Source organism: Massilia sp. NP310, from assembly GCF_019443485.1.
Classification (GTDB): Bacteria; Pseudomonadota; Gammaproteobacteria; order Burkholderiales; family Burkholderiaceae_D; genus Telluria; species Telluria timonae.
Map to the genome: position 1 here is coordinate 2,463,287 of NZ_CP080379.1, position 21,170 is coordinate 2,484,456.

A 21,170-nucleotide genomic window follows, 5' to 3' on the forward strand; every position below is an offset into this window, starting at 1 on the left:
TATCACAACAACGACAAGGAGAACATCGTGCTCGATCTTGGACGCACATTCCTGCAAAGCGTCGAACGCAGCCCCCACGCGCTGGCCGTCGTCGACGGCGCGCAGCGTCTCACCTACGCCGAATGGCATGACCGGATACAGCGCGTCGCCCACGGCCTGTCGGCGCTCGGCCTGCGGCGCGGCGACCACCTGCTGCTGGTGCTGCAGAACCGCATCGAGATGGCGACGCTGCACTGGGCCTGCCAGTTCCTGGGCGTGATCGCCACGCCGCTCAACTGGCGCGCCAAGCCCGACGAGGTCGAGTACTGCGCCGTCGATTCGGGCGCGAAGGCGGTCGCGTTCGAACCCGTCAGCGCGCCGGCCGTGGCGGACAGCCTGTCGGCCAGCGCACTGCCGCGCATCGCCGTCGGCGGCGCCGAAGGCGGCACGCTGGCCTTCGACGACCTGCTGGCCCAGGCGCCCGCCGCGCCGATCCTGCAGGCCGGCAGCGACGACATATCGCTGATGCTGTACACCTCGGGCACGACCGGCAAGCCCAAGGGCGTGCCGCGCCGTCACCGCGCCGAACGCGCCGCCGCGCTCGGCCATGTGGCGCAAAACATGTACCGCCGCGGCGAGTGCACGCTCGGCGTCATGCCGCTCTATCACACGATGGGCGTGCGTTCGCTGCTGGCGATGGCGCTGGTCGACGGCCGCTTCGTGTGCGTTCCCAAATTCGACTGCGCCGCCGCGTTCCGTTCGATCGAGCAGGAACGCGTCAGCAACCTGTACCTGGTGCCGACGCTGTACCACGACATGCTGGCCTGGCGCGAGAAGCATGGCGCGGACATCTCGTCGGTGACCAAGCTGGGCTTCGCCGGCGCGCCGATGCCGGACGGGCTGCTCAAGCGCCTGACCGAGACCTTCCAGCCCGAGCTGTTCGTCAACCACTACGGCTCGTCCGAGGTCTACACCTTCGCGATCGACCAGGATGCCACCCGCAAGGCCGGCAGCGCCGGGCGCGCCGGCATCAACACGCGCCTGCGCGTGGTGCCGCTCAGCGCCGAGGGACCGGACAGCCTGGCGGCGCCCGGCGAAGAGGGCCAGATCATCTGCGACCTGCAGGGCGACGAATCCTTCGACGGCTACTGGAACCGGCCCGATGCCGACGCCAAGTCGATCCGCGCGGGCTGGTACTTCACCGGCGACACCGGCTACCTCGACGCCGACGGCGACCTGTTCGTCACCGGCCGCATGGACGACATGATCATCAGCGGCGGCGAGAACATCTCGCCGGTCGACATCGAATCGGTGCTGTCGCTGCATCCATCGGTCGACGAAGTCGCCGTGGCGGGCCTGCGCGACGAGCGCTGGGGCCAGAAGGTGGTGGCCTTCGTCAAGGCGCACGGCGAAGTCAGCGCCGAAGCATTGAACGAGTACTGCCGCAATTCCGACCTGCTCAACTTCAAGCGCCCGCGTGAATACGTGTTCGTGCGCGACATCCCGAAATCACCGGTCGGCAAGATCCTGCGCCGCAAGCTGGTCGCCGGCGAATACGAATCGATGGCGGCGCCGGGCGCCAACGAACATGGAGACACCAAACAATGAACAACGCCGAGCTTCCGAACCACAAGGCGCGCGACCTGCGCCATTGGCTGGCCCACCTCGAAGCGACCGGCCGCCTGGCCGTGATCCGCGAAGGCGTGCCGCTCAAGCACACGCTGGCGGCGATCGCCAAGCGCCTCGACGGCAAGCAGGCTGCCTTCTTCCCGCGTCCCGACGGCCATGACATCCCCGTCGTCTCCGGGTTCGTGGCGCGCCGCGCCTGGATCGCCGAGGCCATGGGTGTCGAACAGGCCGGCCTGCTCAGCGCGTTCCGCCGCGCGGTCGACCATCCGCTGCCGTGGCGCGAGGTCGACGCCGCCGATGCTCCCTGCCAGCAGGTGGTGCACGACTTCGGCGCGACGGCCGGCGACCTGCACGCGCTGCTGCCGATCCCGACCCACAGCGAACATGACAACGGCCCCTACATCACCGCCGGCCTGGTCATCGCCCGCAATCCCGTCACCGGCGTGCAGAACGTCTCGATCAACCGCATCCAGGTGCACGGCCCCGACCGCATGGCGATCCTGATGCTGCCGCGCCACCTGCTGGCGTTCTACAAGGCGGCCGAGGAACAGGGCCAGGCGCTGGACGTGGCGGTGGTCATCGGCGCCGATCCGCTCACCCTGCTCGCCTCGCAGGCCATCACGCCGATCGATTTCGACGAACTGGAGATCGCCGGCGCCCTGCATGGCGCGCCGCTGCCGGTCGTCAAGTGCCGCACCAGCGAGATCCGCGTGCCGGCCGGCGCCGAGATCGTCGTCGAGGGCAAGCTGCTGCCGAATGTGCGCGAGCCCGAAGGCCCGTTCGGCGAATTCCCGAAATACTACAGCGCGCGCGAGAACCGCGAAGTGATCGCGGTCGACACGGTGACCCACCGCCGCCAGCCGATCTTCCATACCATCGTGCCGGCCGAGATGGAACACCTGCTGCTCGGCTCCATCCCGCGCGAGGCGACCATGCTGGCGCACCTGCAACGCAGCTTCCCGAACGTGCTGGACGTGCACCTGTCGGTCGGCGGCGTCGGCCGCTACCACCTGTTCGTCAAGTTCCGCAAGCAGCGCGAGGGCGAGCCGCGCAACGTGATCCTCGGCGCCTTCGGCGCCCACTACGACATCAAGCAGGTCACGATCGTCGACGAGGATGTCGACGTGCACGACCCGCAGCAGGTCGAATGGGCGGTGGCCACGCGCTTCCAGGCCGACCGCGACCTGATCGTCATCGCCGGCGCCCAGGGCTCGGCGCTGGATCCCTCGACCACGGTCGGCCAGATGCAGGACGGCGAAGCCGCGCCGCCGCACCTGCAGGGCATCAGCGCCAAGATGGGGCTGGACGCGACCAAGCCGGTGGCCTACCACGGCCACGTTTTCACCAAGGTCAGCATTCCCGGCGAGCGCGAGATCGATCTCGACCGGGAAATCGTGCGCGGCGCCACGATCGACTGGAACGACGCGGCGGTGCGCGCATGAACCGACCGCGCCTGATCGTCGCGATCACCGGCGCCAGCGGCGCGGTGTACGGCGTGCGCCTGCTGCAGCAGCTGCGCGCGTCCGGCGTCGCCGAGACCCACCTGGTGATGTCGGCATCCGGCGTGATGACCGCGCAGCAGGAACTCGACCTGCGCCGCGCCGATATCGAGGCGCTGGCCGACGTGGTGCACAACGTGAAGGACATCGGCGCCACCATCGCCAGCGGCTCGTTCCGCTCGGCCGGCATGGTGGTGGCGCCGTGTTCGATGAAGACGCTGGCCGGCATCGCCCACGGCCTGGCCGACAACCTGGTCACGCGCGCCGCCGACGTGGTGCTGAAGGAGCGCCGCAAGCTGGTGCTGGTGGCGCGCGAGACGCCGCTCAATCTCGCGCACCTGCGCAACATGACGGCCGTGACCGAGATGGGCGGCATCGTGTTCCCGCCGGTGCCGGCCTTCTATACCCGGCCAGCCTCGCTCGACGAGCTGGTCGACCATACCGTCGGGCGCCTGCTCGACCTGTTCGACCTGCCCCACCAGGGCCTCGTGAAGCGCTGGGAAGGCATGGGCAGGGCCGGCGCCGGGGGCGCCGAACGAACCGACAATTCTTGACCATACAAACCGATCATACCAGGAGAACCGCATGACCCAACTGAACCACCCCGCCCACAGCCTGCTGGCCAATCTCGAAGGCTTCCGGGTCGAGATCGACGCCGCGCGCCAGCGCGCCGACATCGTCCTGTCGAACGGCCCGTTCAACATCATCTCGATGACGCAGCGCGAGCAGCTGCGCCTGGTGTTCGAGTCGCTCGACGCCGACGAGCGCGTGCGCGTGATCGTGCTGCGCGCCGACGGCCAGCACTTCTCGAGCGGCGGCGACATCCGCGGCTTCCTGGAGGCCAGCCCCGAGCATGTGTCGAAGCTGGCCTGGAACGTCGCCGCCCCGACCCGCTGCAGCAAGCCGGTGATCGCCGCCAACCGCGGCTTCTGCTTCGGCGTCGGCTTCGAGATCTCGCTGGCCTGCGACTTCCGCCTGGTCACCGACACCACCTTCTATGCGCTGCCGGAACAGAAGCTGGGCCAGATTCCCGGCTCGGGCGGTTCGGCGCGCCTGCAGAAGATGGTCGGCATCACCCGCACCAAGGACATCGTGATGCGCTCGCGCCGCATCCCCGGCCAGCAGGCCTACGACTGGGGCGTGGCCACCGAGTGCGTGCCGGACGCCGAACTGGAAGCGGCCACCGACCGCCTGGTCGACGAACTGCGCGCATTCTCGCCGATCGCCCAGCGCACCGCCAAGAAGCTGCTGAACGACACCGAGGATTCGCCGCTGTCGATCGCCATCGAGCTGGAAGGCCACTGCTACAGCCGCCTGCGTTCGTCGAACGACTTCCGCGAGGGCGTCGAGGCGTTCCACGCCAAGCGCCCTCCGGTGTTCGACGGCTCCTGAGGGAGAGCGCCGACATGAGCGATCTGCACGCACAGAACTATATCGATGGGCAGTGGCAAGAGGCGGCTTCGGGCGCCACCGGCGCCAGCCACGATCCGGCCAGCGGCGCCGCCATCGGCCGCTTCGCCGCCAGCGCCGGGGAGGATGCCCGGGGCGCCATCGCCAGCGCGCGCCGGGCCTTCGACGAGTCGCACTGGGCCCACGATGCGCGCCTGCGCCAGATGGTGCTGCTGCAATGGGCCGACCGCCTGGAGCGCAACACCGGGCTGGCCTCCCTGCTCACCCTGGAAAACGGCAAGGTGCTGCCCCAGGCGCACGGCGAGATGGCGGCGGCCATCTCGGAGATCCGTTACTACGCGGGCCTCGCGCGCCACATTCCCGGCCATTTCATGGAAGTCGAGCCGGGCGCCTATTCGGCGACGCTGCGCGAGGCGGCCGGCGTGGCGGGCTTGATCATCCCGTGGAACGCGCCGGTCGTGCTGCTGATCCGGTCGCTGGCGCCGGCGCTGGCGGCCGGCTGCACGGTCGTGGTCAAGCCCGCGCACCAGAGCGCGCAGATCAGCGCCGCCGTCCTGCGCGAGCTGGCCGCCGTCGAGACGCTGCCGCGCGGCGTGCTGAACCTGGTGCTGGAACAGGGCAGCGAGGCCGCCCAGGAACTGACCACCTCGGCCGACGTCGACGTGCTGAGCTTCACCGGCTCGAACCTGACCGGCCAGCGCATCATGGCCGCGGCCGCGCCGACCATGAAAAAGCTGTCGCTGGAACTCGGCGGCAAGTCGAGCTGCCTGGTGTTTCCCGATGCCGACGTCGCCGCGGTCGCGCGGCGCTTGGCCACGGCGGCGACGATCATCTCGGGCCAGCAGTGCACCGCAGCCCGGCGCGTGCTGGTGCATGCGGCCTGCTACGACGCCATGAAGGAAGCGCTCAAGGGCGCGCTGGCGGCGATCGTGGTCGCGCCGGGAACCACCCCGGGCGCCGGCATGGGACCGCTGATCGACGCCGACGCCTACCTGCGCGTGTCGGCCGACGTGGCGCGCGCGCTCGACCTGTGCGACGAGGTCGTACTGCGCGGCGGCCGGCCCGACGGCGCGCCGCCGGGCGGGCATTTCATGACGCCGACGCTGGTGGCGCATGCCGACGCCTCGGCCTTCTTCACGCAGGAAGAGATCTTCGGCCCGTTCGTGGTGCTGGAACGCTTCGAGGACGAACGGCAAGCCGTGGCGCGCGCCAACGACACGGTGTTCGGCCTGTCGGCCAGCGTCTGGACCGCCGACGGCGACCGCGGAATGCGCCTGGCCCGCGCGCTGCGCAACGGCACGGTCTGGATCAACGACCACAACCGCCTGTTCGCGGAAGCCGAAACCGGAGGATACCGGCGCAGCGGCATCGGCCGCCTGCATGGCTACGAGGGACTGGCGGACTTCCTGGAGACCAAGCACATCTTCCGCGACGCGGGCCTGCTCTGATCAGCGCCCGGTAAAAAACTACAACGACTGGAGACACCATGAACCACCTCACCAGAGGCGCGCTCGCGCTCGCCTGCGGCATTGCCACGTCCTGCGCCGCGTCCAGCGCCAGCGCGCAAACCTCGGTCCAGATCTACGGCATCGTCGACAGCGGCGTGGTCCACACCACCAATGCCGACGCCGAGGGCGACTCGATCACCAAGGTGCCGTCGCTGACCGGCTCCTTCCCGTCGCGCATCGGCTTTCGCGGCACCGAAGAGCTGGGCGGCGGCCTGCAGGCGTTTTTCGTGCTGGAAAGCGGCATCGCCATGGACAGCGGCGCGCTCGGCCAGGGCAACCGCCTGTTCGGCCGCGCCGCCCATGTCGGCCTGAAAGGCGACTGGGGCACGCTGACGGTCGGGCGCCAGGTGAACATGACGTATATCGCGACCATCAAGACCGACGTGATGGGGCCGAACCTGTTCGCGATCAGCAGCATCGACGGCTACCTGCCGAACGCGCGCTCGGACAATGCGATCGGCTACATGGGCAACTTTGGCAGCCTGGTGGTGGGCGCCACCTGGAGTTTCGGACGCGACGCCTCCAGCGCTGGCGGGCCGGCCGCCACCAACTGCGCAGGCGAGGTGGCGGGCGACGCGAAGGCCTGCCGCCAGTACACGGCTCTGGTGGGCTGGGAAACCAAGCAATGGGGCGTGATCGGCTCGTACGACAAACTGCATGGCAACGGCGGCGCCGCCTTCGGCCTGACCAGCAGCGCGCACACCGATGTGCGCACCACCCTGAACGGTTACCTGATGCTGGGACCGACCCGCCTCGGCGCCGGCGTCATCCACCGCGACACCGATGCCGCGACCGGCCAGGCGCTGTCGAACCTGTGGTACGTCGGCGCAAGCCACCCCATGGGACCGTTCACGCTCGACGCCCAGTGGGCCAGGCGCGACCTCAGGGATTCGCCGTCCGACGTGACGATGCTGGTGGCGCGGCTGACCTATTCCTTGTCCAAGCGCAGCCACGTCTACGCCGCGGCAGGACGCATGGACAACGACGGCGCGTCGGCGGTGCCGCTGGACGCGGGCGGCACGGTCGGCGTCGGCATGGCGCAGAACGGCGTCATGGTGGGCCTGCGTCACCACTTCTGAGCGGGATGTCTGGCGTCGGCTAGTCCGCGGCTTCGGGCGTCTCGGTGGCGGCGCCCGGGGCGCGCAGGCGCAGGTTCGCCGCCAGCATCGAAATGAACAGCCTGGTGGCGGGACTGAGCGGCCGCCGGGGGTTGGACACGCTCACCACGCGCCGCACCAGGCGCGGCGACACGATGCCGTGGGCGCGCAGGCTGCCGTCATACAGTTGGCGGTGCACCGCCACGCGCGGCACGATGGTCGCCATCCGGGTTTGCTCGACCAGCTTGATCGTCGCGACCAGCGAATCGATCTCGAACTTGGGCGCGAGCTCGATGTTCTCGCTCTCGAAGAAGCTGTCGATATTCGCCCGCAGGCCGTGGCCGCGGGTGGGCAGCACCAGGTCGAGCCCGATCCCCGCCATCTGGCGCAGCGTCATGCTGGGCGCGAGGCTGCCTTCGAACCTGTGGCCGACGACCAGCACCATCTCTTCATCGATGATGTGTTCGACGTCGAGCGCCAGCGGACGACGCGGCTTGTTGACGATCGCGGCATCGAGGCGCCCTTCAGCGACCCGGTCCGCCAGCACGCTGGTGTAGCCGTCGCTGACCGACACGTCGACCCCGGGATACTGGCGCGAAAACGCGCCGAGCGTCTCGACCAGCACGCCTTGCGTGATGGAGGCGATCAGGCCGATATTGACGTGCCCGCGGATCTCTCCTTCGCTGCTCAGCATCTGCGCCTCGGCATTCGAGAAGTCGCGCATGATCGGCAGGAACAGCCGGTACATCTGGCGCGCCGCGTCGGTCGGCACCATGCCATGCTTGGTGCGCTCGAACAGCTTCTGGCCGAGATGCTCTTCGAGCCGGCCGATCTGCATGCTCAACGCCGGCTGGACGATGTGAAGACGGTGCGCCGCGCGGGTGACCGTGCCCTCCTCGTACAGGGAAATGAAGTAATGAATCTGACGGAAGTCCATGGGCGAAACAGTGCGCGCCGGAGCTGACTGAAAGGAACATCATACCTTAGCCAGAACCGCTGGCCGGAGGGACGCGCACGCTTGAACAGAAAATTGTTAATAAAGTGCTTACAATTGACTGAACAGACTCATGCTTGCGGAGGCCATATGTTCGAGCTCGATCTTGATTGGTGGGAACTAGTCGCGCGTGGCGCGATCGTCTACTGCGCGCTGCTCCTGATGATGCGCCTGTCCGGCCGGCGCACGGTCGGCCAATTCACGCCCTTCGACCTGCTGGTCGTGATGCTGCTGTCCGAGGCAGTCTCGAACTCGCTGACGGGCGGCGACGATTCGCTGTTCGGCGGCCTGATCATCGCAGCCACGCTGGTGGCCCTGACCGTGCTGTTCGCCTTCCTCACCTCGCGCAGCAAGAAGATCGAACGGCTGATCGAAGGCAGCCCGGTGCTGATCGGACGCGATGGGGTATTCTTCGAGAACGTGATGAAAGGCTGCCGCTTGTCGCAAAGCGATATCGAGGAAGCTTTGCGCGAGGCCGATTGCCCGCGGCCCGAGATGAAATGCGCCTTCCTCGAAGCCGACGGCCGGATCAGCATCATGCGCAATCCCCAGTGAACGGGCGGCGATTTGCCGCGCCGCTCTTGTCTCAACTGCCGAGATTTCTCAGCAGCCTTTGACCACCCGTACGGTGTGGGCGGGCTACTCTTCCTGTGCTAATTTTTTGGGCACCGCCGCCAATCCGGCGGCGCGATTGGTTTCTTTCCTGATCAGGAGGTCTACCATGAAACGAGCCCTCACCGTATTCGCGCTGGCCGCGTCGACCCTGGTCGCCGCCACCAGCCAGGCCGCGCCGGTCTACTACCGCGCGGTTGCCAGCGGCCCCGCCGAAGACATTCCCAACGGTTCGCCCGGGTCGAGCGTCGCGGCCTTCGAGATCGACGACCTCACCCTGCGCGCCGAGGTGCCGTTCCGCGACCTGTCCAGCCCGACCATCAGCGCCCACATCCATTGCTGCACGGTGGACGCCTTCCGCGGGGTGGCGCCAGTCGCCATTCCCTTCGCTGACTTCCCGCTGCAGGTCACGGCCGGCGTCTACACGGCCACCTTCGACCTGGGCGACCCGGCGGTCTACAACCCCGACTTCCTGGCCGAAAACGGCGGCACGCCGCAGCTGGCCAGCGGCGCGCTCATCAATGCGTTCAACGGCAACCAGGCCTACATCAACATCCACAGCACCGCTTATCCAGCTGGCGAAATCCGAGGCTTCGCGGTCGCGGCCCCGATTCCGGAACCGGCCACCTGGGCGATGATGGGGCTGGGACTGGGCATGCTGGCGCTGCTGGCGCAGCGCCGTTTTACTCCGCGGCCGCGTCTCGCGAAATAGTTGCCGCGGCTGCGCGGCGCGCCAGCAGGCGGCCCCAGGCGGGAATCGCCACCTGCCAGAAGGCCTGGCGCGAGCGCGGGGGCGCCAGCGCGAAGTCGAGCTCCAGGTCGAGGAAACGCGCCGCCTGCACCAGTGCGGCGACGGCGGCGGGTTCGTCCCCCGCCGTCACCGCCAGCGCACCAGTTTGCTTAGACAATTTCTCGCCGTTTTCGTTGCGCACCACCGGCACATGCAGGTAGCGTGGCGTCGGCACGCCCAGCAGGCGCTGCAGGTAGATCTGGCGCGGCGTGGAATCGAGCAGGTCGGCGCCGCGCACGACGTCGGTCACGCCCTGCTCGGCATCGTCCACCACCACCGCCAGCTGATAGGCCCAGAAGCCGTCGGCGCGTTTTAGCAGGAAGTCGCCCGAGTCGTGCGCCAGGTGCTGGGTGACCTGGCCCGCGAAACGGTCGATGAAGGTGATTTCGTCCGCGCCGGCCTCGGGCACGCGCACGCGCAGGCTGCGCATGGTGCGGCCCGGCCCGAGGCCGTGGCGGCAGGTGCCGGCATAGATCGCCGCGCCGTCGGGCGCGAAGCCCAGGCGCGAATCGGCGATCTCGCGCCGGTTGCAGCCGCAGGGATAGGTGTCTTGCCGGATGCGGTCCGCCGCCGCCTGGTACAGGTCCTTGCGCCGGCTCTGCCAGACGATCTCGCCGTCGGCATGCATGCCCAGCGCATCGAGCAGCGCCAGGATGCCCTCGGCCGCGCCAGGCACGCTGCGGCCTTCGTCGATGTCTTCGATGCGCACCAGCCAGGCGCCCTGGTGCCAGCGCGCGTCGAGGTAGCTGGCCAGCGCCGCCACCAGCGAGCCGGCGTGCAGCGGGCCGGAGGGCGATGGGGCGAAGCGGCCGATATACGGTTGGCTCACTGGCTTATTTCTTGGCTTTCTTTTCGTGCTCGGCGATGATGCCGGTGACCTGGTCGATCACTTCGTTCGGCACCGCCAGCGAGAGCTGGTAATGGACGATCTCGAACCCGTTCGCCGTCTTGCGGATTACGCCGCTGGCCATCGCATGGCCCATGTTCTTGGTGTCGAGCAATTCGTCGAACCAGATCAGCGACTTGTCGGCGGAAGCGTAGACGTTACGGCGGGTCGCCTTGAAAGTCCAGGCCGATTTGGCGTCGAAATACTTCTTCGACCAGGCCTTGAATTCGTCGCGCGTCCACAGCTCGCTGCGGTCGGTGCCGATGTAGACACCGTCCTTGGCGATCTTGTCGAAATAGGCCATCCGCGTATTGGCCGCGTCGTCGTGCCATCCGTCGACGAAGGCGTTGACCTGCTTCGTCAGTTCGGCATCGGTGGCGGCGTTGGCAGCGCCAATCAAGCCCAGGCACAGGAAGCAGGCGGTCAGGAAGCGTTTCACGGAATGTCCCTTCGTTGGAGTTGTTGAGCGCGGTTATTGTACACATGGAAATGTATCGAACCACGCTCCCACCCTGCTATCGGTGCAGCTCACCTGCCCGTTCCGGCTGGTAGTCGATGTCGAGCACGGTGGCTTCGAAGGTGCCGCCGCCCGGGCGTTGCCAGGTGATGCTGGCGCCGACGCGCAGGCCCAGCAGGGCGGTGCCGACCGGCGTCAGCACGGAGAGCTGCTCGCCGCTGTCCTTCATGTCCTTGGGGTAGCTCAGGGTCATGGTCACGTCTTCGTCCGAGCCCGCGAAGCGGAAGCGCACGCGCGAATTCATGGTGACGACGTCTGGTGGCATGTCCCATGGTTCGACCATTTCAGCACGCTCGAGTTCGCTCAACAGGGCGTCGCGCGCATTGGCTTGCGCGGCGGGAAGGCGGTCGAGGATGCGTTCGAGACGCTCGAGGTCGAGCCAGGATACGACGATGGATGGTTTCATGTGTACTCCACAAAATGACCGGATAAGGTCGAGATTGATGACGGCGCAGCATGGTCGATGCGGCGCTTCAGTGAATGGAGGCGGCCCGGGAGGATGGGCAGGCGCTGGCCTGCCGTGTTTCCTCACCGAGCCCGGGAAAGCCGGGCGAGGTCGAGGCTGGAAAGGTGCGCCGCTCGGCGCGATGCCACGCACGTGCACACGCCACCTGCGCTCAGGAGCGATGCGGCGGCAAATTGTGACAGGCGTGCTTGGTTCATGGCGGGCGGCGAAGGCGATTAACGCAGTATAGCCCGCTTTGTCGTCCAGTCAACCGGCGGCTGGACGATCGCTTGATTACTTGGTGGCAGCGGCCTTGCTCACGAGGGCGTCGAGCACCTGGCCGGTGGCCGTCATCAGCTGGCCCACGTCCTGGATCTTGTTGGCCTGGCGCACCGCATCCGGCGACACGACGTACCTGCCGTCGATGACCACCGTCGGCGTGCCGCTCACCTTGTAGGCATTGGCGATCTGCGACAGGCGCTTGAGCCTGGTCTGCACGCCGAACGAATTCCAGGCTTCCATGAATTTCGCCTTGTCCAGGCCGTTCGCTGCGGCCCAGGCGATGATGTCGTCGTCCTTCATCAGGCGCTTGCGCTCGACGTGCACGGCGCGAAACACGCGGTGATGGTATTCGTCGAGCTTGCCCATCGCTTCCAGCGTCAGGAACAGGCGCGCTTCCGGGTCGAGCGGGCCCTGGAACGGTAGCGGAATGCGGCGCATGACGATATTGTCGCCCTGCTTCTTCGCCCAGTTGACGAGGGTCGGCTCGAATGCGTTGCAGGCGCCGCAGTGGTAGGCGAAGAACTCGATCACCTCGACCTTCTTGCCCACGGCCTGGGTTGCCTGCGGCGCGGCCAGGGTGGTGAATTCGGCGCCGTTGCGCGGGTCGAGCGGCGACGCGTTGGCGACGCCAGCCGCCAGTGCGGCCGCAGTCAGGACAAAATGCGGGGCAAAACGCATGAGACGCATATCTTTCCTTCGGCAAATATGTAGACGAAGGCGAGATTACCACTTTTTCAAGTGTCGACGGCCGCCTAATACAGGTCGTGACGCACTGCGTGCGCATAGTGCGTGTCGAGCTGGGCGCCTTCTTCCTGCGAGATGCCGGTGAGCCGGGCCAGGACCTGGCCGGGCGTGGGCACCATGCTGCGCTCCAGCCGGCTTTACGGCAGCGCCTGGCGCCAGCGCGCGCGGCTGGTGCGCGCGCTCGAAATGCTGGCGGCAGGCGAGCCGCTGGGAACGGTCGCGCTCGACCTGGGCTATTCCACGGCCAGCGCTTTCATTGCCGTGTTCCGGGAAGCGTTCGGGTGTACGCCAGCGTTTACCAGCGTCGCCTGCTGGCATGGGACGTTGTGAATTAACTGTTTAGCCGCAAGACCTCACTAGCACAGTTGTTCCATGCTTCCTGTCGTCAAAGCAACCTTTCGAATGAGGGGGCTTGTGCTTCATGTGAACAGGTACGGCTACATTGTCAATGCGCGTGTCCGGGTGGCGCTGGCTGGTTACCGAGCTCACGTCAACATTCGGAATACCGATGACTGAGATATTCCGACACCCGGTCGTCTCCCGCAAAGCCCCGACTGAAGCGAGAAGCGCGTTATGGTAATTGCTCCATTTCTCCTTGCCCTCGCAGCAGGCGCACCCCCGGCTACGGTCGATGGTGTAGGGACTGAACCAAATATGGGCAACACGTATCTCTCCCCGATCAGCACGATCACGATCCGAAACAGTGGCACAACATCCCCCGCATCAGGTGAACCGGCGGACCAGTGCGCCGATTTCAAGCTCAGTTATCATGAAATCCGTGCCTACATCGGCAAGGCGTCCCAAGTCACCGAACATGATTACCTGCACATGCTCGACTGGTCCCCCTGCCACGCGAGCGGCGAGATAACCTTTCATAATGGCCTCACGGGTACCTGGGCAATCCAGCGGTATCGCGCCGGTTCGCTCAAGCTGAGCGACGGCCGGACGCTCTACCTGTATTGTCCTCGATGCCAGGCGAAAGCCTTCCCGATGACGGACGAATGATCGGCCACTGTCTGCCGGTGCGACGGGCACAAAAAAAGCGGACCGAAGTCCGCTTTTCTAGTGACAGCGCGTCAAATCAACGCTTGTCGATGCTCGGCACGTCGCGCACCGGCGAACCGACGAACAGCTGACGTGGACGGCCGATCTTCTGTTCCGGATCGGCGATCATTTCGTTCCACTGGGCGATCCAGCCGATGGTGCGGGCCATGGCGAAGATGCCGGTGAACATCGAGGTCGGGATGCCCAGGGCCGATTGCACGATGCCCGAGTAGAAGTCGACGTTCGGGTACAGCTTGCGCGACACGAAGTATTCGTCGTTCAGGGCGATCTTTTCCAGTTCCATCGCCAGCTTGAACAGCGGGTCGTCCTGCAGGCCCAGCTCGTTCAGCACTTCGTGGCAGGTTTCGCGCATCAGCTTGGCGCGTGGGTCGAAGTTCTTGTACACGCGGTGACCGAAGCCCATCAGCTTCACGCCCGAGTTCTTGTCCTTGACCTTCTCGATGAAGGCCGGGATGTTCTCGACCGAGCCGATTTCCTTCAGCATGTTCAGTGCGGCTTCGTTCGCGCCGCCGTGCGCCGGGCCCCACAGGCAGGCGATGCCGGCTGCGATACAGGCGAACGGGTTGGCGCCCGACGAACCGGCCAGGCGGACGGTCGAGGTCGATGCGTTCTGCTCGTGGTCCGCGTGCAGGATCAGGATGCGGTCCAGCGCGCGCACCAGCACGTCGTTGACCTTGTACTCTTCGCACGGGTTGGCGAACATCATGTACATGAAGTTGGCGCTGTACGACAGGTCGTTGCGCGGGTACATGAACGGCTGGCCGATCGAGTATTTGTAGGCCATGGCTGCCAGCGTCGGCAGCTTGGCGATCAGGCGGATCGCCGAGATTTCGCGCTGCTTGGCGTCGTTGATGTCCAGCGAGTCGTGGTAGAACGACGCCAGCGCGCCGACGGTGCCGACCAGCACCGACATCGGGTGCGCGTCGCGACGGAAGCCACGGAAGAAGAAGTTCATCTGCTCGTGGATCATCGTGTGCTTGGTCACGGTGTCGCTGAACTCTTCTTTCTGCTTGGCGTTCGGCAGTTCGCCGTTCAGCAGCAGGTAGCAGGTCTCCAGGAAGTCGCAGTTGACGGCCAGTTGCTCGATCGGGTAGCCGCGGTACAGCAGTTCGCCCTTGTCACCGTCGATGTAGGTGATGCTCGAGTTGCACGAAGCGGTCGACATGAAGCCAGGATCGTAGGTGAACTTGCCGGTCTGGCCGTACAGCTTGCGGATGTCGATGACGTCCGGGCCGATGGTGCCCTTGTAGATTGGCATGTCGACCGACGGGCTGCCGTCCGAGAACGACAGGGTGGCTTTGGTATCAGAGATGTTCATGGCACTTCCTTCTTGTGGGAGTGGGTCTACAAAATAAAACGAAACCGGAGGGCGCCGCGACCAGCCCGCGAGACAGACCGGATGCCCAATTTCGCTTACGCTTGCCGCAACCGCGCCAGCAAGGCACGCACATGCGGCAGGTCGACTTCGCCGGAAGGCTCGGAGCGTCCCAGCAGCAGGTCCATCAACGGGTTGTCCGCCAGATCGAGCAGACGGGTCAGCGCATCGACCTCTTCGTCGGTCAGTTCTTCTTCGTGCGCATCGAGGAAGCGCGTGAGAATCAGATCGTTCTCGAGCAATCCCCGGCGTGCGCGCCAACGCAGGCGGGCACGGTTGGCGGGATCGGATTGATGCGCGTTTGCACTAGGTTTCACACTAGAGTCCGTTGTTGGTTCGACATCATACTCCGGCTGCCGCGATTCGGCAGTACGGTACTTTTACTGTATTGCTTCGGCATATTTGGTGCCGAGGCGGGTGTGCACACGTTCGTTGAACGCGTCGGCGGCAGAGCCGCCAACCCGTGGGGTGGACGGCTTGCCGTCCACGCGTTCAACCTGCGGTGAAATACCACATCGGTCAACGCACGTCTGCACACCGCATGCGGCGCCAAACCGGCCGCCGCATGCGTGACACGCCTTAAATGGCGCGACGAACCAGCAGTTCCTTGATCTTGCCGATCGCCTTGTTCGGATTCAGGCCCTTCGGGCACACGTCCGTGCAGTTCATGATCGAGTGGCAGCGGAACAGGCGGTACGGGTCTTCCAGGTTGTCCAGGCGGTCGTTGGTCGCTTCGTCGCGCGAGTCGGCGATGAAGCGGTAGGCCTGCAGCAGGCCGGCCGGGCCGACGAACTTGTCCGGGTTCCACCAGAACGACGGGCACGAGGTCGAGCAGCAGGCGCACAGGATGCATTCGTACAGGCCGTCGAGCTCTTCGCGCTCTTCCGGCGACTGCAGGCGCTCTTTCTCGGGCTTGATCGAGTCGTTGATCAGGTACGGCTTGACCGAGTGGTACTGCTTGAAGAAGTTGGTCATGTCGACGATCAGGTCGCGCACCACCGGCAGGCCCGGCAGAGGACGCAGCACGATCGGCTGGGTCAGCTCGTTCAGGTTGGTGGTGCAGGCCAGGCCGTTCTTGCCGTTGATGTTCATCGCGTCCGAGCCGCACACGCCTTCGCGGCAGGAGCGGCGCAGGGCCAGCGAATCGTCGACGTCCGACTTGATGCGCTGCAGGACGTCCAGCAGCATCTTGTCGGTGTCTTTCAGCTCGACGGTCACGTCTTGCATGTATGGCTTCGAATCCTTGTCCGGATCGTAGCGGTAGATTTTCAGTTGGACGGTGCGTGCCATTTGATTACCTGTTGTATCGGGCCGGTGCGCGATGCCCCGACCCAGTCAATATTAGAAAGTACGGGCCTTCGGCTTGAAGGTGTCGACGGTCAGCGGTTTTTGCACCACCGGCTTGTACTCGAGGCGGTTGCCTTCCGAGAAGAACAGGGTGTGCTTCATCCAGTTCGCGTCGTCGCGGTTCGGGTAGTCGCTGTGGGCGTGGGCGCCGCGCGATTCCGGACGGGCCGCTGCCGACACGATGGTGGCCTTGGCGGTCTCGATCAGGTTGTCCAGTTCCAGCGCTTCCACGCGGGCGGTGTTGAACACCTTCGACTTGTCCTGGAACGACACGTGCTTGCGACGCTCGTCGAGCTTCATGATTTCCTTCACGCCCGTATCCAGCAATTCCTGGGTACGGAACACGCCGCAGTATTTCTGCATCGTGGCGCGGATGTCGTTGGCGACGTGCTGCACCTTCTCGCCACCGGTCGAGGTCTCGAGCTTGTTCAGGCGCGCCAGCGCGAAGTCGGCGGCGTCCGCAGGCAGTGGCTTGTTCGCCTTCTGTTTCAGGTTCGAGGCCACCACGTGGTTGCCGGCCGCGCGGCCGAAGACCACCAGGTCGAGCAGCGAGTTGGTGCCCAGGCGGTTCGCGCCGTGGACCGAGACGCAGGCGCATTCGCCGATCGCGTACAGGCCATTGACGATCTTCTGGCCGCCAGTGCCGTCAGGCGCGACGACTTGACCGTGGATATTGGTCGGGATGCCGCCCATCTGGTAGTGGATGGTCGGGACGACGGGAATCGGTTCCTTGGTCGCGTCGACGTTGGCGAACTTGTGGCCGATTTCCAGGATCGAAGGCAGGCGCTTCTCGATGGTGTCCTTGCCGATGTGGCGCAGGTCGAGCAGCACGTGGTCTTTATTCGGGCCGCAGCCGCGGCCTTCCTTGATCTCCTGGTCCATCGAACGCGACACGAAGTCGCGCGGCGCCAGGTCCTTCAGGGTCGGCGCATAGCGCTCCATGAAGCGTTCGCCGTTCGAGTTGATCAGGATACCGCCCTCGCCGCGCACGCCTTCGGTGATCAGGACGCCGGCGCCCGAGACACCGGTTGGGTGGAACTGCCAGAACTCCATGTCTTGCAGCGGCAGGCCGGCGCGCGCCGCCATGCCCATGCCGTCGCCGGTGTTGATGAAGGCGTTGGTCGAGGCGGCAAAGATGCGGCCTGCGCCGCCGGTGGCGAAGATGGTGGTCTTCGCTTCCAGGATCATCACGTCGCCGGTTTCCATTTCCAGGGCCATCACGCCGACCACGTCGCCTTCGGCGTCGCGGATCAGGTCGAGGGCCATCCACTCGACGAAGAAGTGGGTGCGGGCGCGGACATTACGCTGGTACAGGGTGTGCAGCAGCGCGTGGCCGGTACGGTCGGCCGCGGCGCAGGCGCGCTGGACCGGCTTCTCGCCGAAGTTGGCGGTGTGGCCGCCGAACGGACGCTGGTAGATGGTGCCGTCGGGGTTGCGGTCGAACGGCATGCCGAAGTGTTCGAGCTCGTACACGACCTTCGGGGCTTCGCGGCACATGAATTCGATCGCATCCTGGTCGCCCAGGTAGTCGCCACCCTTGACGGTGTCGAACATGTGCCAGTACCAGTCGTCCTCGCTCATATTGCCCAGCGAGGCGCCGATCCCGCCCTGCGCCGCGACGGTGTGCGAGCGGGTCGGGAAGACTTTCGACAGGACCGCGACGTTCAGGCCGGCTTCGGCCAGTTGCAGCGAGGCGCGCATGCCGGAACCACCGGCGCCAACGATGACCGCGTCAAAACGACGGGTAGGAATTGCAGTTTTGATTGCTGCCACGATTACACACTCCAGAGAATTTGCACGGTATAGGCGACGCAGCCCACCAGCCAGAAGATGGTGATGAATTGCAGCGTCAGGCGCAGGCCGACGTTCTTGACGTAGTCCATCCAGATATCGCGGATGCCGACCCAGGCGTGGTAGTACAGGCCCAGGAAGGTGACCATCGACAGCAGCTTGAACCACTGTTTCGCGAACAGGCCGGCCCAACCTTCATACGTGAAATTCTGGCCGGACAGGAACATGGCCAGCAGGACGACGGTGTAGACCGCCATGAGGATCGCGGTGACGCGCTGGGCCAGCCAGTCGCGGAAGCCATAATGGGCGCCGACGACGAGGCGACGCTGGCCAATATTATTCTTGCTTGCCATGGTTTAGAACACTCCGAACAGTTTCAGGCCGACCAGGGCGGTCAGCAGCAGGCTGATGATCAGCACCCAGCGCGCGGTCTTCTGGGCGGCGTCCTTGTCCAGGGCAAAGTGATTGTCCATGAACAGGTGGCGGATGCCGGCGGTGAAGTGGTGCAGGTAAGCCCAGGACAGGCCCAGCAGGATGATCTTGACCAGCGGGTGCGAGACGATGCCGGCGAAGTAGCCGAACGACGATTCCGACAGCAGGCTCTGCTGGAACAAATACAGCAGGAACGGCAGCAGCAGGAACAGCCCGGCGCCGCTGACGCGGTGCAGGATCGACACGATCGCCGATGGCGGCATGCGATATTTCGTCGTGATATCGCCGATTCCGACGTTGCGATACACCGGCCGCCCTTTCTTGCTTGCTTCTCTCACGGCTTCCGACATGATGGTACACCTCCCATTTATGACAAATTTTTGTATGAACCCTGCATTCTTGCCGATTTCAAGGCCCGGTCCGGGAAAGTGGGACCAAGCCAGCGGGACAGCGAGCGGCGAACCGGGTCATGTCCGTCGCGTACCCAAAACCAATATATTTTAATCGCATTCACGCGATCGCCGCAGAGGGGAGTTTTATTCCGCTTGCTATTTTCCGAATTATTTGAAAAGACAGAAAACAGAGAATATTTACTCGTCTATTTACTGTTTTATTCTCCTTACGACAACTCGTTCAAATAATGGTGTTTCGCGGTCGAGTACAGCTCGCGGCGCAGCTCGACCGCCTTGTCGCCGTAGGTGAACGACACCCGCTCGCCCAACAGCAGCGGCGTGCCGGGCGCCACCTTCAGGTGCTCGGCCGTGGCCGCGTCGGCCGACACCGCCCGGATCTTTTCGGTCGCGCGGATCATGCGCGTGCCGAATTCCGTCTCGAACAGGCCGTACATCGGCCCCTTGTATTCCTGCAGCCGCTCCGCGCTCAGGCCCTTGAACAGCTGGCCCGGCAGCCACAGCTCTTCCAGGATGGTCGGCTGGCCGTCGAATGACTGCACGCGCTTGATGTAGACCACGGCGTCGCCCGACTTGAGCTCGAGCAGGCGCGCGACCTCGGCCGGCGCACGGATGCGCTTGACCTCGAGGAAGCGGTTCTCGGGATGATGGGGGACGCCTTCATCGGGCATCAGTCGCAGGAAGCGGAAATGGGCGCGCTCTTCGGCGTGGCTGGCAACGAAGGTGCCCTTGCCCTGGCGCCGCACCACGAGGTTCTCGGCGGCCAGTTCGTCGATTGCCTTGCGCACGGTGCCCTGGCTGACCTTGAAACGGGCCGCCAGCTCGACTTCGCTCGGCATGAGTTCGCCAGGTTTCCATTCACCGGCCTGCAGGCTCTGGGTGATCAGTGCCTTGATCTGCTGGTACAGGGGCCGGAACGACGGCGAGCCACTGCTGACAGGATCAACGGCCGGATTGGACGGGGCGGAATTCATAGACCGCGATTTCACCACAAAAGAGCATGACCGTCCAGTATTAGAGGTCTTTAGATATGTGTCTTATATAAGACATATGATATTGAATTGACAGACCAAACGGCAGAGGAATACACTCATGGCCGACCGGGAGTCGGCGCCACTCTTGACATCATTGTACGCGCGCGACACCCGTCATTCGACCTTGAAGGCTTGAAGTGCGCTTTTGGTATCATTGCAGCTTCATCAAACCGCAGTGAAAGTAACTTGTAACCAGACAGGCGTATGCTCGGCGTCGACCTCGGCGCAAACCGTTTTCATTCCCACTTTGGAGATTCATCATGGCTAAAACCCCAATGCGCGTCGCCGTCACCGGCGCGGCCGGCCAGATCGGCTATTCCCTGCTGTTCCGCATCGCCAACGGCGACATGCTGGGCAAGGACCAGCCGGTCATCCTTCAGCTGCTCGAGATCGACAACGAGAAGGCGCAGAAGGCGCTCAAGGGCGTCATGATGGAAATCGACGACTGCGCATTCCCGCTGCTCGAAGGCATGACCGCCCACTCCGACCCGATGACCGCCTTCAAGGACGCCGACGTCGCCCTGCTGGTCGGCGCCCGCCCACGCGGCCCGGGCATGGAGCGCAAGGACCTGCTGGAAGCGAACGCCCAGATCTTCACCGTGCAAGGCAAGGCCCTGGACGCCGTCGCTTCGCGCAACGTCAAAGTGCTGGTGGTCGGCAACCCGGCCAACACCAACGCCTACATCGCGATGAAATCGGCCCCGAACCTGCCGGCCAAGAACTTCACCGCCATGCTGCGCCTGGACCACAACCGCGCCCTGTCGCAAGTGGCCGCCAAGACCGGCAAGGCCGTCAAGGACATCGAGAAGATGGTCGTTTGGGGCAACCACTCGCCGACCATGTACGCCGACTACCGCTTCGCCACCGCCGGCGGCGAGTCGATCAAGGACCTGATCAACGACCAGGAATGGAACGCCAACACCTTCCTGCCGACCGTCGGCAAGCGCGGCGCCGCCATCATCGAAGCGCGCGGCCTGTCGTCGGCTGCGTCGGCCGCCAACGCCGCCATCGACCACGTGCGCGACTGGGTGCTGGGCACGGGCGGCAAGTGGACCACCATGGGTATCCCTTCGGATGGTTCCTACGGCATCCCTGAAGGCACCATGTTCGGCTTCCCGGTCACCACCGAGAATGGCGAATACACCATCGTGCAGGGCCTGGATATCGATGCGTTCTCGCAAGAGCGCATCAACCTGACCCTGAAAGAGCTGGAAGAAGAGAAAGCCGGCGTCGCTCACCTGCTGGGCTGAGTTTGAATCATGGCGCGCGGCATTTGCCGCGCGTCGACCGTGCCGTGCCATTCACCTGGCACGGCCGTTTCATG

Annotated in this window: 22 protein-coding genes and 1 pseudogene; 11 read left to right on the forward strand and 12 right to left on the reverse strand. The window is 65.2% G+C overall.

Translation table 11 applies throughout. From position 1 onward, the window contains the following. The first annotated feature begins 27 nt into the window (after window positions 1-27). From KY496_RS10710 to KY496_RS10735, 6 genes are read left to right on the forward strand one after another with little or no spacing between them, the layout of a single operon-like run. Window positions 28-1,587: an AMP-binding protein gene (locus KY496_RS10710; protein WP_219864702.1), complete on the forward strand. Its 1,560-nt coding sequence runs from the start codon at window positions 28-30 to the stop codon at window positions 1,585-1,587. Continuing rightward, window positions 1,584-3,050 (forward strand): UbiD family decarboxylase, encoded by a 1,467-nt coding sequence (locus KY496_RS10715; protein WP_219864703.1) that lies wholly within the window; start codon window positions 1,584-1,586, stop codon window positions 3,048-3,050. Before KY496_RS10710 ends, KY496_RS10715 begins: the two co-directional genes overlap by 4 nt. Next, complete coding sequence (locus KY496_RS10720; protein ID WP_219864704.1) at window positions 3,047-3,661, forward strand: UbiX family flavin prenyltransferase; 615 nt, start codon at window positions 3,047-3,049, stop codon at window positions 3,659-3,661. Before KY496_RS10715 ends, KY496_RS10720 begins: the two co-directional genes overlap by 4 nt. Before the next feature lie 31 nt (window positions 3,662-3,692). Further along, entirely contained in the window at window positions 3,693-4,499 is an 807-nt protein-coding gene (locus tag KY496_RS10725; RefSeq protein WP_005666182.1) for an enoyl-CoA hydratase/isomerase family protein, read from the forward strand. Window positions 4,500-4,513: 14 nt separating this feature from the next. Next, complete coding sequence (locus KY496_RS10730; protein WP_219864705.1) at window positions 4,514-5,965, forward strand: aldehyde dehydrogenase family protein; 1,452 nt, start codon at window positions 4,514-4,516, stop codon at window positions 5,963-5,965. A gap of 38 nt (window positions 5,966-6,003) precedes the next feature. Continuing rightward, on the forward strand, window positions 6,004-7,104 hold the full coding sequence (locus KY496_RS10735; RefSeq protein WP_219864706.1) for a porin: 1,101 nt from the start codon (window positions 6,004-6,006) through the stop codon (window positions 7,102-7,104). Window positions 7,105-7,123: 19 nt separating this feature from the next. Here the strand turns inward: KY496_RS10735 and KY496_RS10740 are convergent, their stop codons facing one another. Further along, window positions 7,124-8,059: a LysR family transcriptional regulator gene (locus tag KY496_RS10740; protein WP_219864707.1), complete on the reverse strand. Its 936-nt coding sequence runs from the start codon at window positions 8,057-8,059 to the stop codon at window positions 7,124-7,126. A gap of 147 nt (window positions 8,060-8,206) precedes the next feature. Here KY496_RS10740 and KY496_RS10745 point away from each other — a divergent pair, with 147 nt between their 5' ends. Next, window positions 8,207-8,671, forward strand: coding sequence for a DUF421 domain-containing protein (locus tag KY496_RS10745; RefSeq protein ID WP_005666178.1), 465 nt, complete (start codon window positions 8,207-8,209; stop codon window positions 8,669-8,671). 166 nt (window positions 8,672-8,837) lie between these two features. Beyond that, the gene (locus KY496_RS10750) at window positions 8,838-9,440 is read left to right on the forward strand and encodes a CHRD domain-containing protein (RefSeq protein WP_071361886.1); all 603 of its coding nucleotides are present in this window, start codon (window positions 8,838-8,840) and stop codon (window positions 9,438-9,440) included. Here the strand turns inward: KY496_RS10750 and gluQRS are convergent. The 4 genes from gluQRS to KY496_RS10770 all read right to left on the reverse strand — a co-directional run bounded on the left by gluQRS (window position 9,412) and on the right by KY496_RS10770 (window position 12,335). Next, window positions 9,412-10,347, reverse strand: a complete 936-nt coding sequence (gene gluQRS / locus KY496_RS10755) for a tRNA glutamyl-Q(34) synthetase GluQRS (RefSeq protein WP_219864708.1) — start codon at window positions 10,345-10,347, stop codon at window positions 9,412-9,414. The two genes, KY496_RS10750 and gluQRS, sit on opposite strands and share 29 nt — an antisense overlap. 4 nt (window positions 10,348-10,351) lie before the next feature. Then, entirely contained in the window at window positions 10,352-10,843 is a 492-nt protein-coding gene (locus KY496_RS10760; protein ID WP_083415322.1) for a nuclear transport factor 2 family protein, read from the reverse strand. A 76-nt stretch (window positions 10,844-10,919) separates the two neighbouring features. Beyond that, a complete protein-coding gene (gene rnk / locus KY496_RS10765; RefSeq protein ID WP_005666172.1) occupies window positions 10,920-11,327 on the reverse strand; it encodes a nucleoside diphosphate kinase regulator in 408 nt (135 codons plus the stop codon). Between the two features lie 333 nt (window positions 11,328-11,660). After that, window positions 11,661-12,335: a thiol:disulfide interchange protein DsbA/DsbL gene (locus KY496_RS10770; protein WP_219864709.1), complete on the reverse strand. Its 675-nt coding sequence runs from the start codon at window positions 12,333-12,335 to the stop codon at window positions 11,661-11,663. A gap of 201 nt (window positions 12,336-12,536) precedes the next feature. Between KY496_RS10770 and KY496_RS10775 the strand changes: the two are divergent. Both KY496_RS10775 and KY496_RS10780 read left to right on the forward strand, forming a co-directional pair. After that, window positions 12,537-12,722, forward strand: a pseudogene (locus KY496_RS10775) (helix-turn-helix domain-containing protein); the annotation flags it as partial. A gap of 324 nt (window positions 12,723-13,046) precedes the next feature. Next, entirely contained in the window at window positions 13,047-13,397 is a 351-nt protein-coding gene (locus tag KY496_RS10780; protein WP_219864710.1) for a hypothetical protein, read from the forward strand. A 76-nt stretch (window positions 13,398-13,473) separates the two neighbouring features. On the opposite strand, the gene gltA is transcribed toward KY496_RS10780, so the two are convergent. From gltA to KY496_RS10815, 7 genes are all read right to left on the reverse strand, one after another. Continuing rightward, a complete protein-coding gene (gltA, locus tag KY496_RS10785) occupies window positions 13,474-14,775 on the reverse strand; it encodes a citrate synthase (protein ID WP_184239774.1) in 1,302 nt (433 codons plus the stop codon). Window positions 14,776-14,870: 95 nt separating this feature from the next. After that, window positions 14,871-15,149, reverse strand: coding sequence for a succinate dehydrogenase assembly factor 2 (locus KY496_RS10790; protein WP_005666165.1), 279 nt, complete (start codon window positions 15,147-15,149; stop codon window positions 14,871-14,873). Between the two features lie 262 nt (window positions 15,150-15,411). Continuing rightward, on the reverse strand, window positions 15,412-16,122 hold the full coding sequence (locus KY496_RS10795) for a succinate dehydrogenase iron-sulfur subunit (protein ID WP_005666164.1): 711 nt from the start codon (window positions 16,120-16,122) through the stop codon (window positions 15,412-15,414). A 51-nt stretch (window positions 16,123-16,173) separates the two neighbouring features. After that, complete coding sequence (sdhA, locus tag KY496_RS10800) at window positions 16,174-17,952, reverse strand: succinate dehydrogenase flavoprotein subunit (protein WP_005666162.1); 1,779 nt, start codon at window positions 17,950-17,952, stop codon at window positions 16,174-16,176. 2 nt (window positions 17,953-17,954) lie between these two features. Then, complete coding sequence (gene sdhD, locus KY496_RS10805; protein ID WP_005666160.1) at window positions 17,955-18,323, reverse strand: succinate dehydrogenase, hydrophobic membrane anchor protein; 369 nt, start codon at window positions 18,321-18,323, stop codon at window positions 17,955-17,957. A gap of 3 nt (window positions 18,324-18,326) precedes the next feature. Then, on the reverse strand, window positions 18,327-18,752 hold the full coding sequence (sdhC, locus tag KY496_RS10810) for a succinate dehydrogenase, cytochrome b556 subunit (RefSeq protein ID WP_005666158.1): 426 nt from the start codon (window positions 18,750-18,752) through the stop codon (window positions 18,327-18,329). A 269-nt stretch (window positions 18,753-19,021) separates the two neighbouring features. Beyond that, entirely contained in the window at window positions 19,022-19,786 is a 765-nt protein-coding gene (locus KY496_RS10815) for a GntR family transcriptional regulator (protein WP_005666157.1), read from the reverse strand. Between the two features lie 320 nt (window positions 19,787-20,106). On the opposite strand from KY496_RS10815, the gene KY496_RS10820 reads away from it, so the two are divergent. Then, on the forward strand, window positions 20,107-21,096 hold the full coding sequence (locus KY496_RS10820) for a malate dehydrogenase (RefSeq protein ID WP_219864711.1): 990 nt from the start codon (window positions 20,107-20,109) through the stop codon (window positions 21,094-21,096). The last annotated feature ends 74 nt before the right edge of the window (window positions 21,097-21,170 follow it).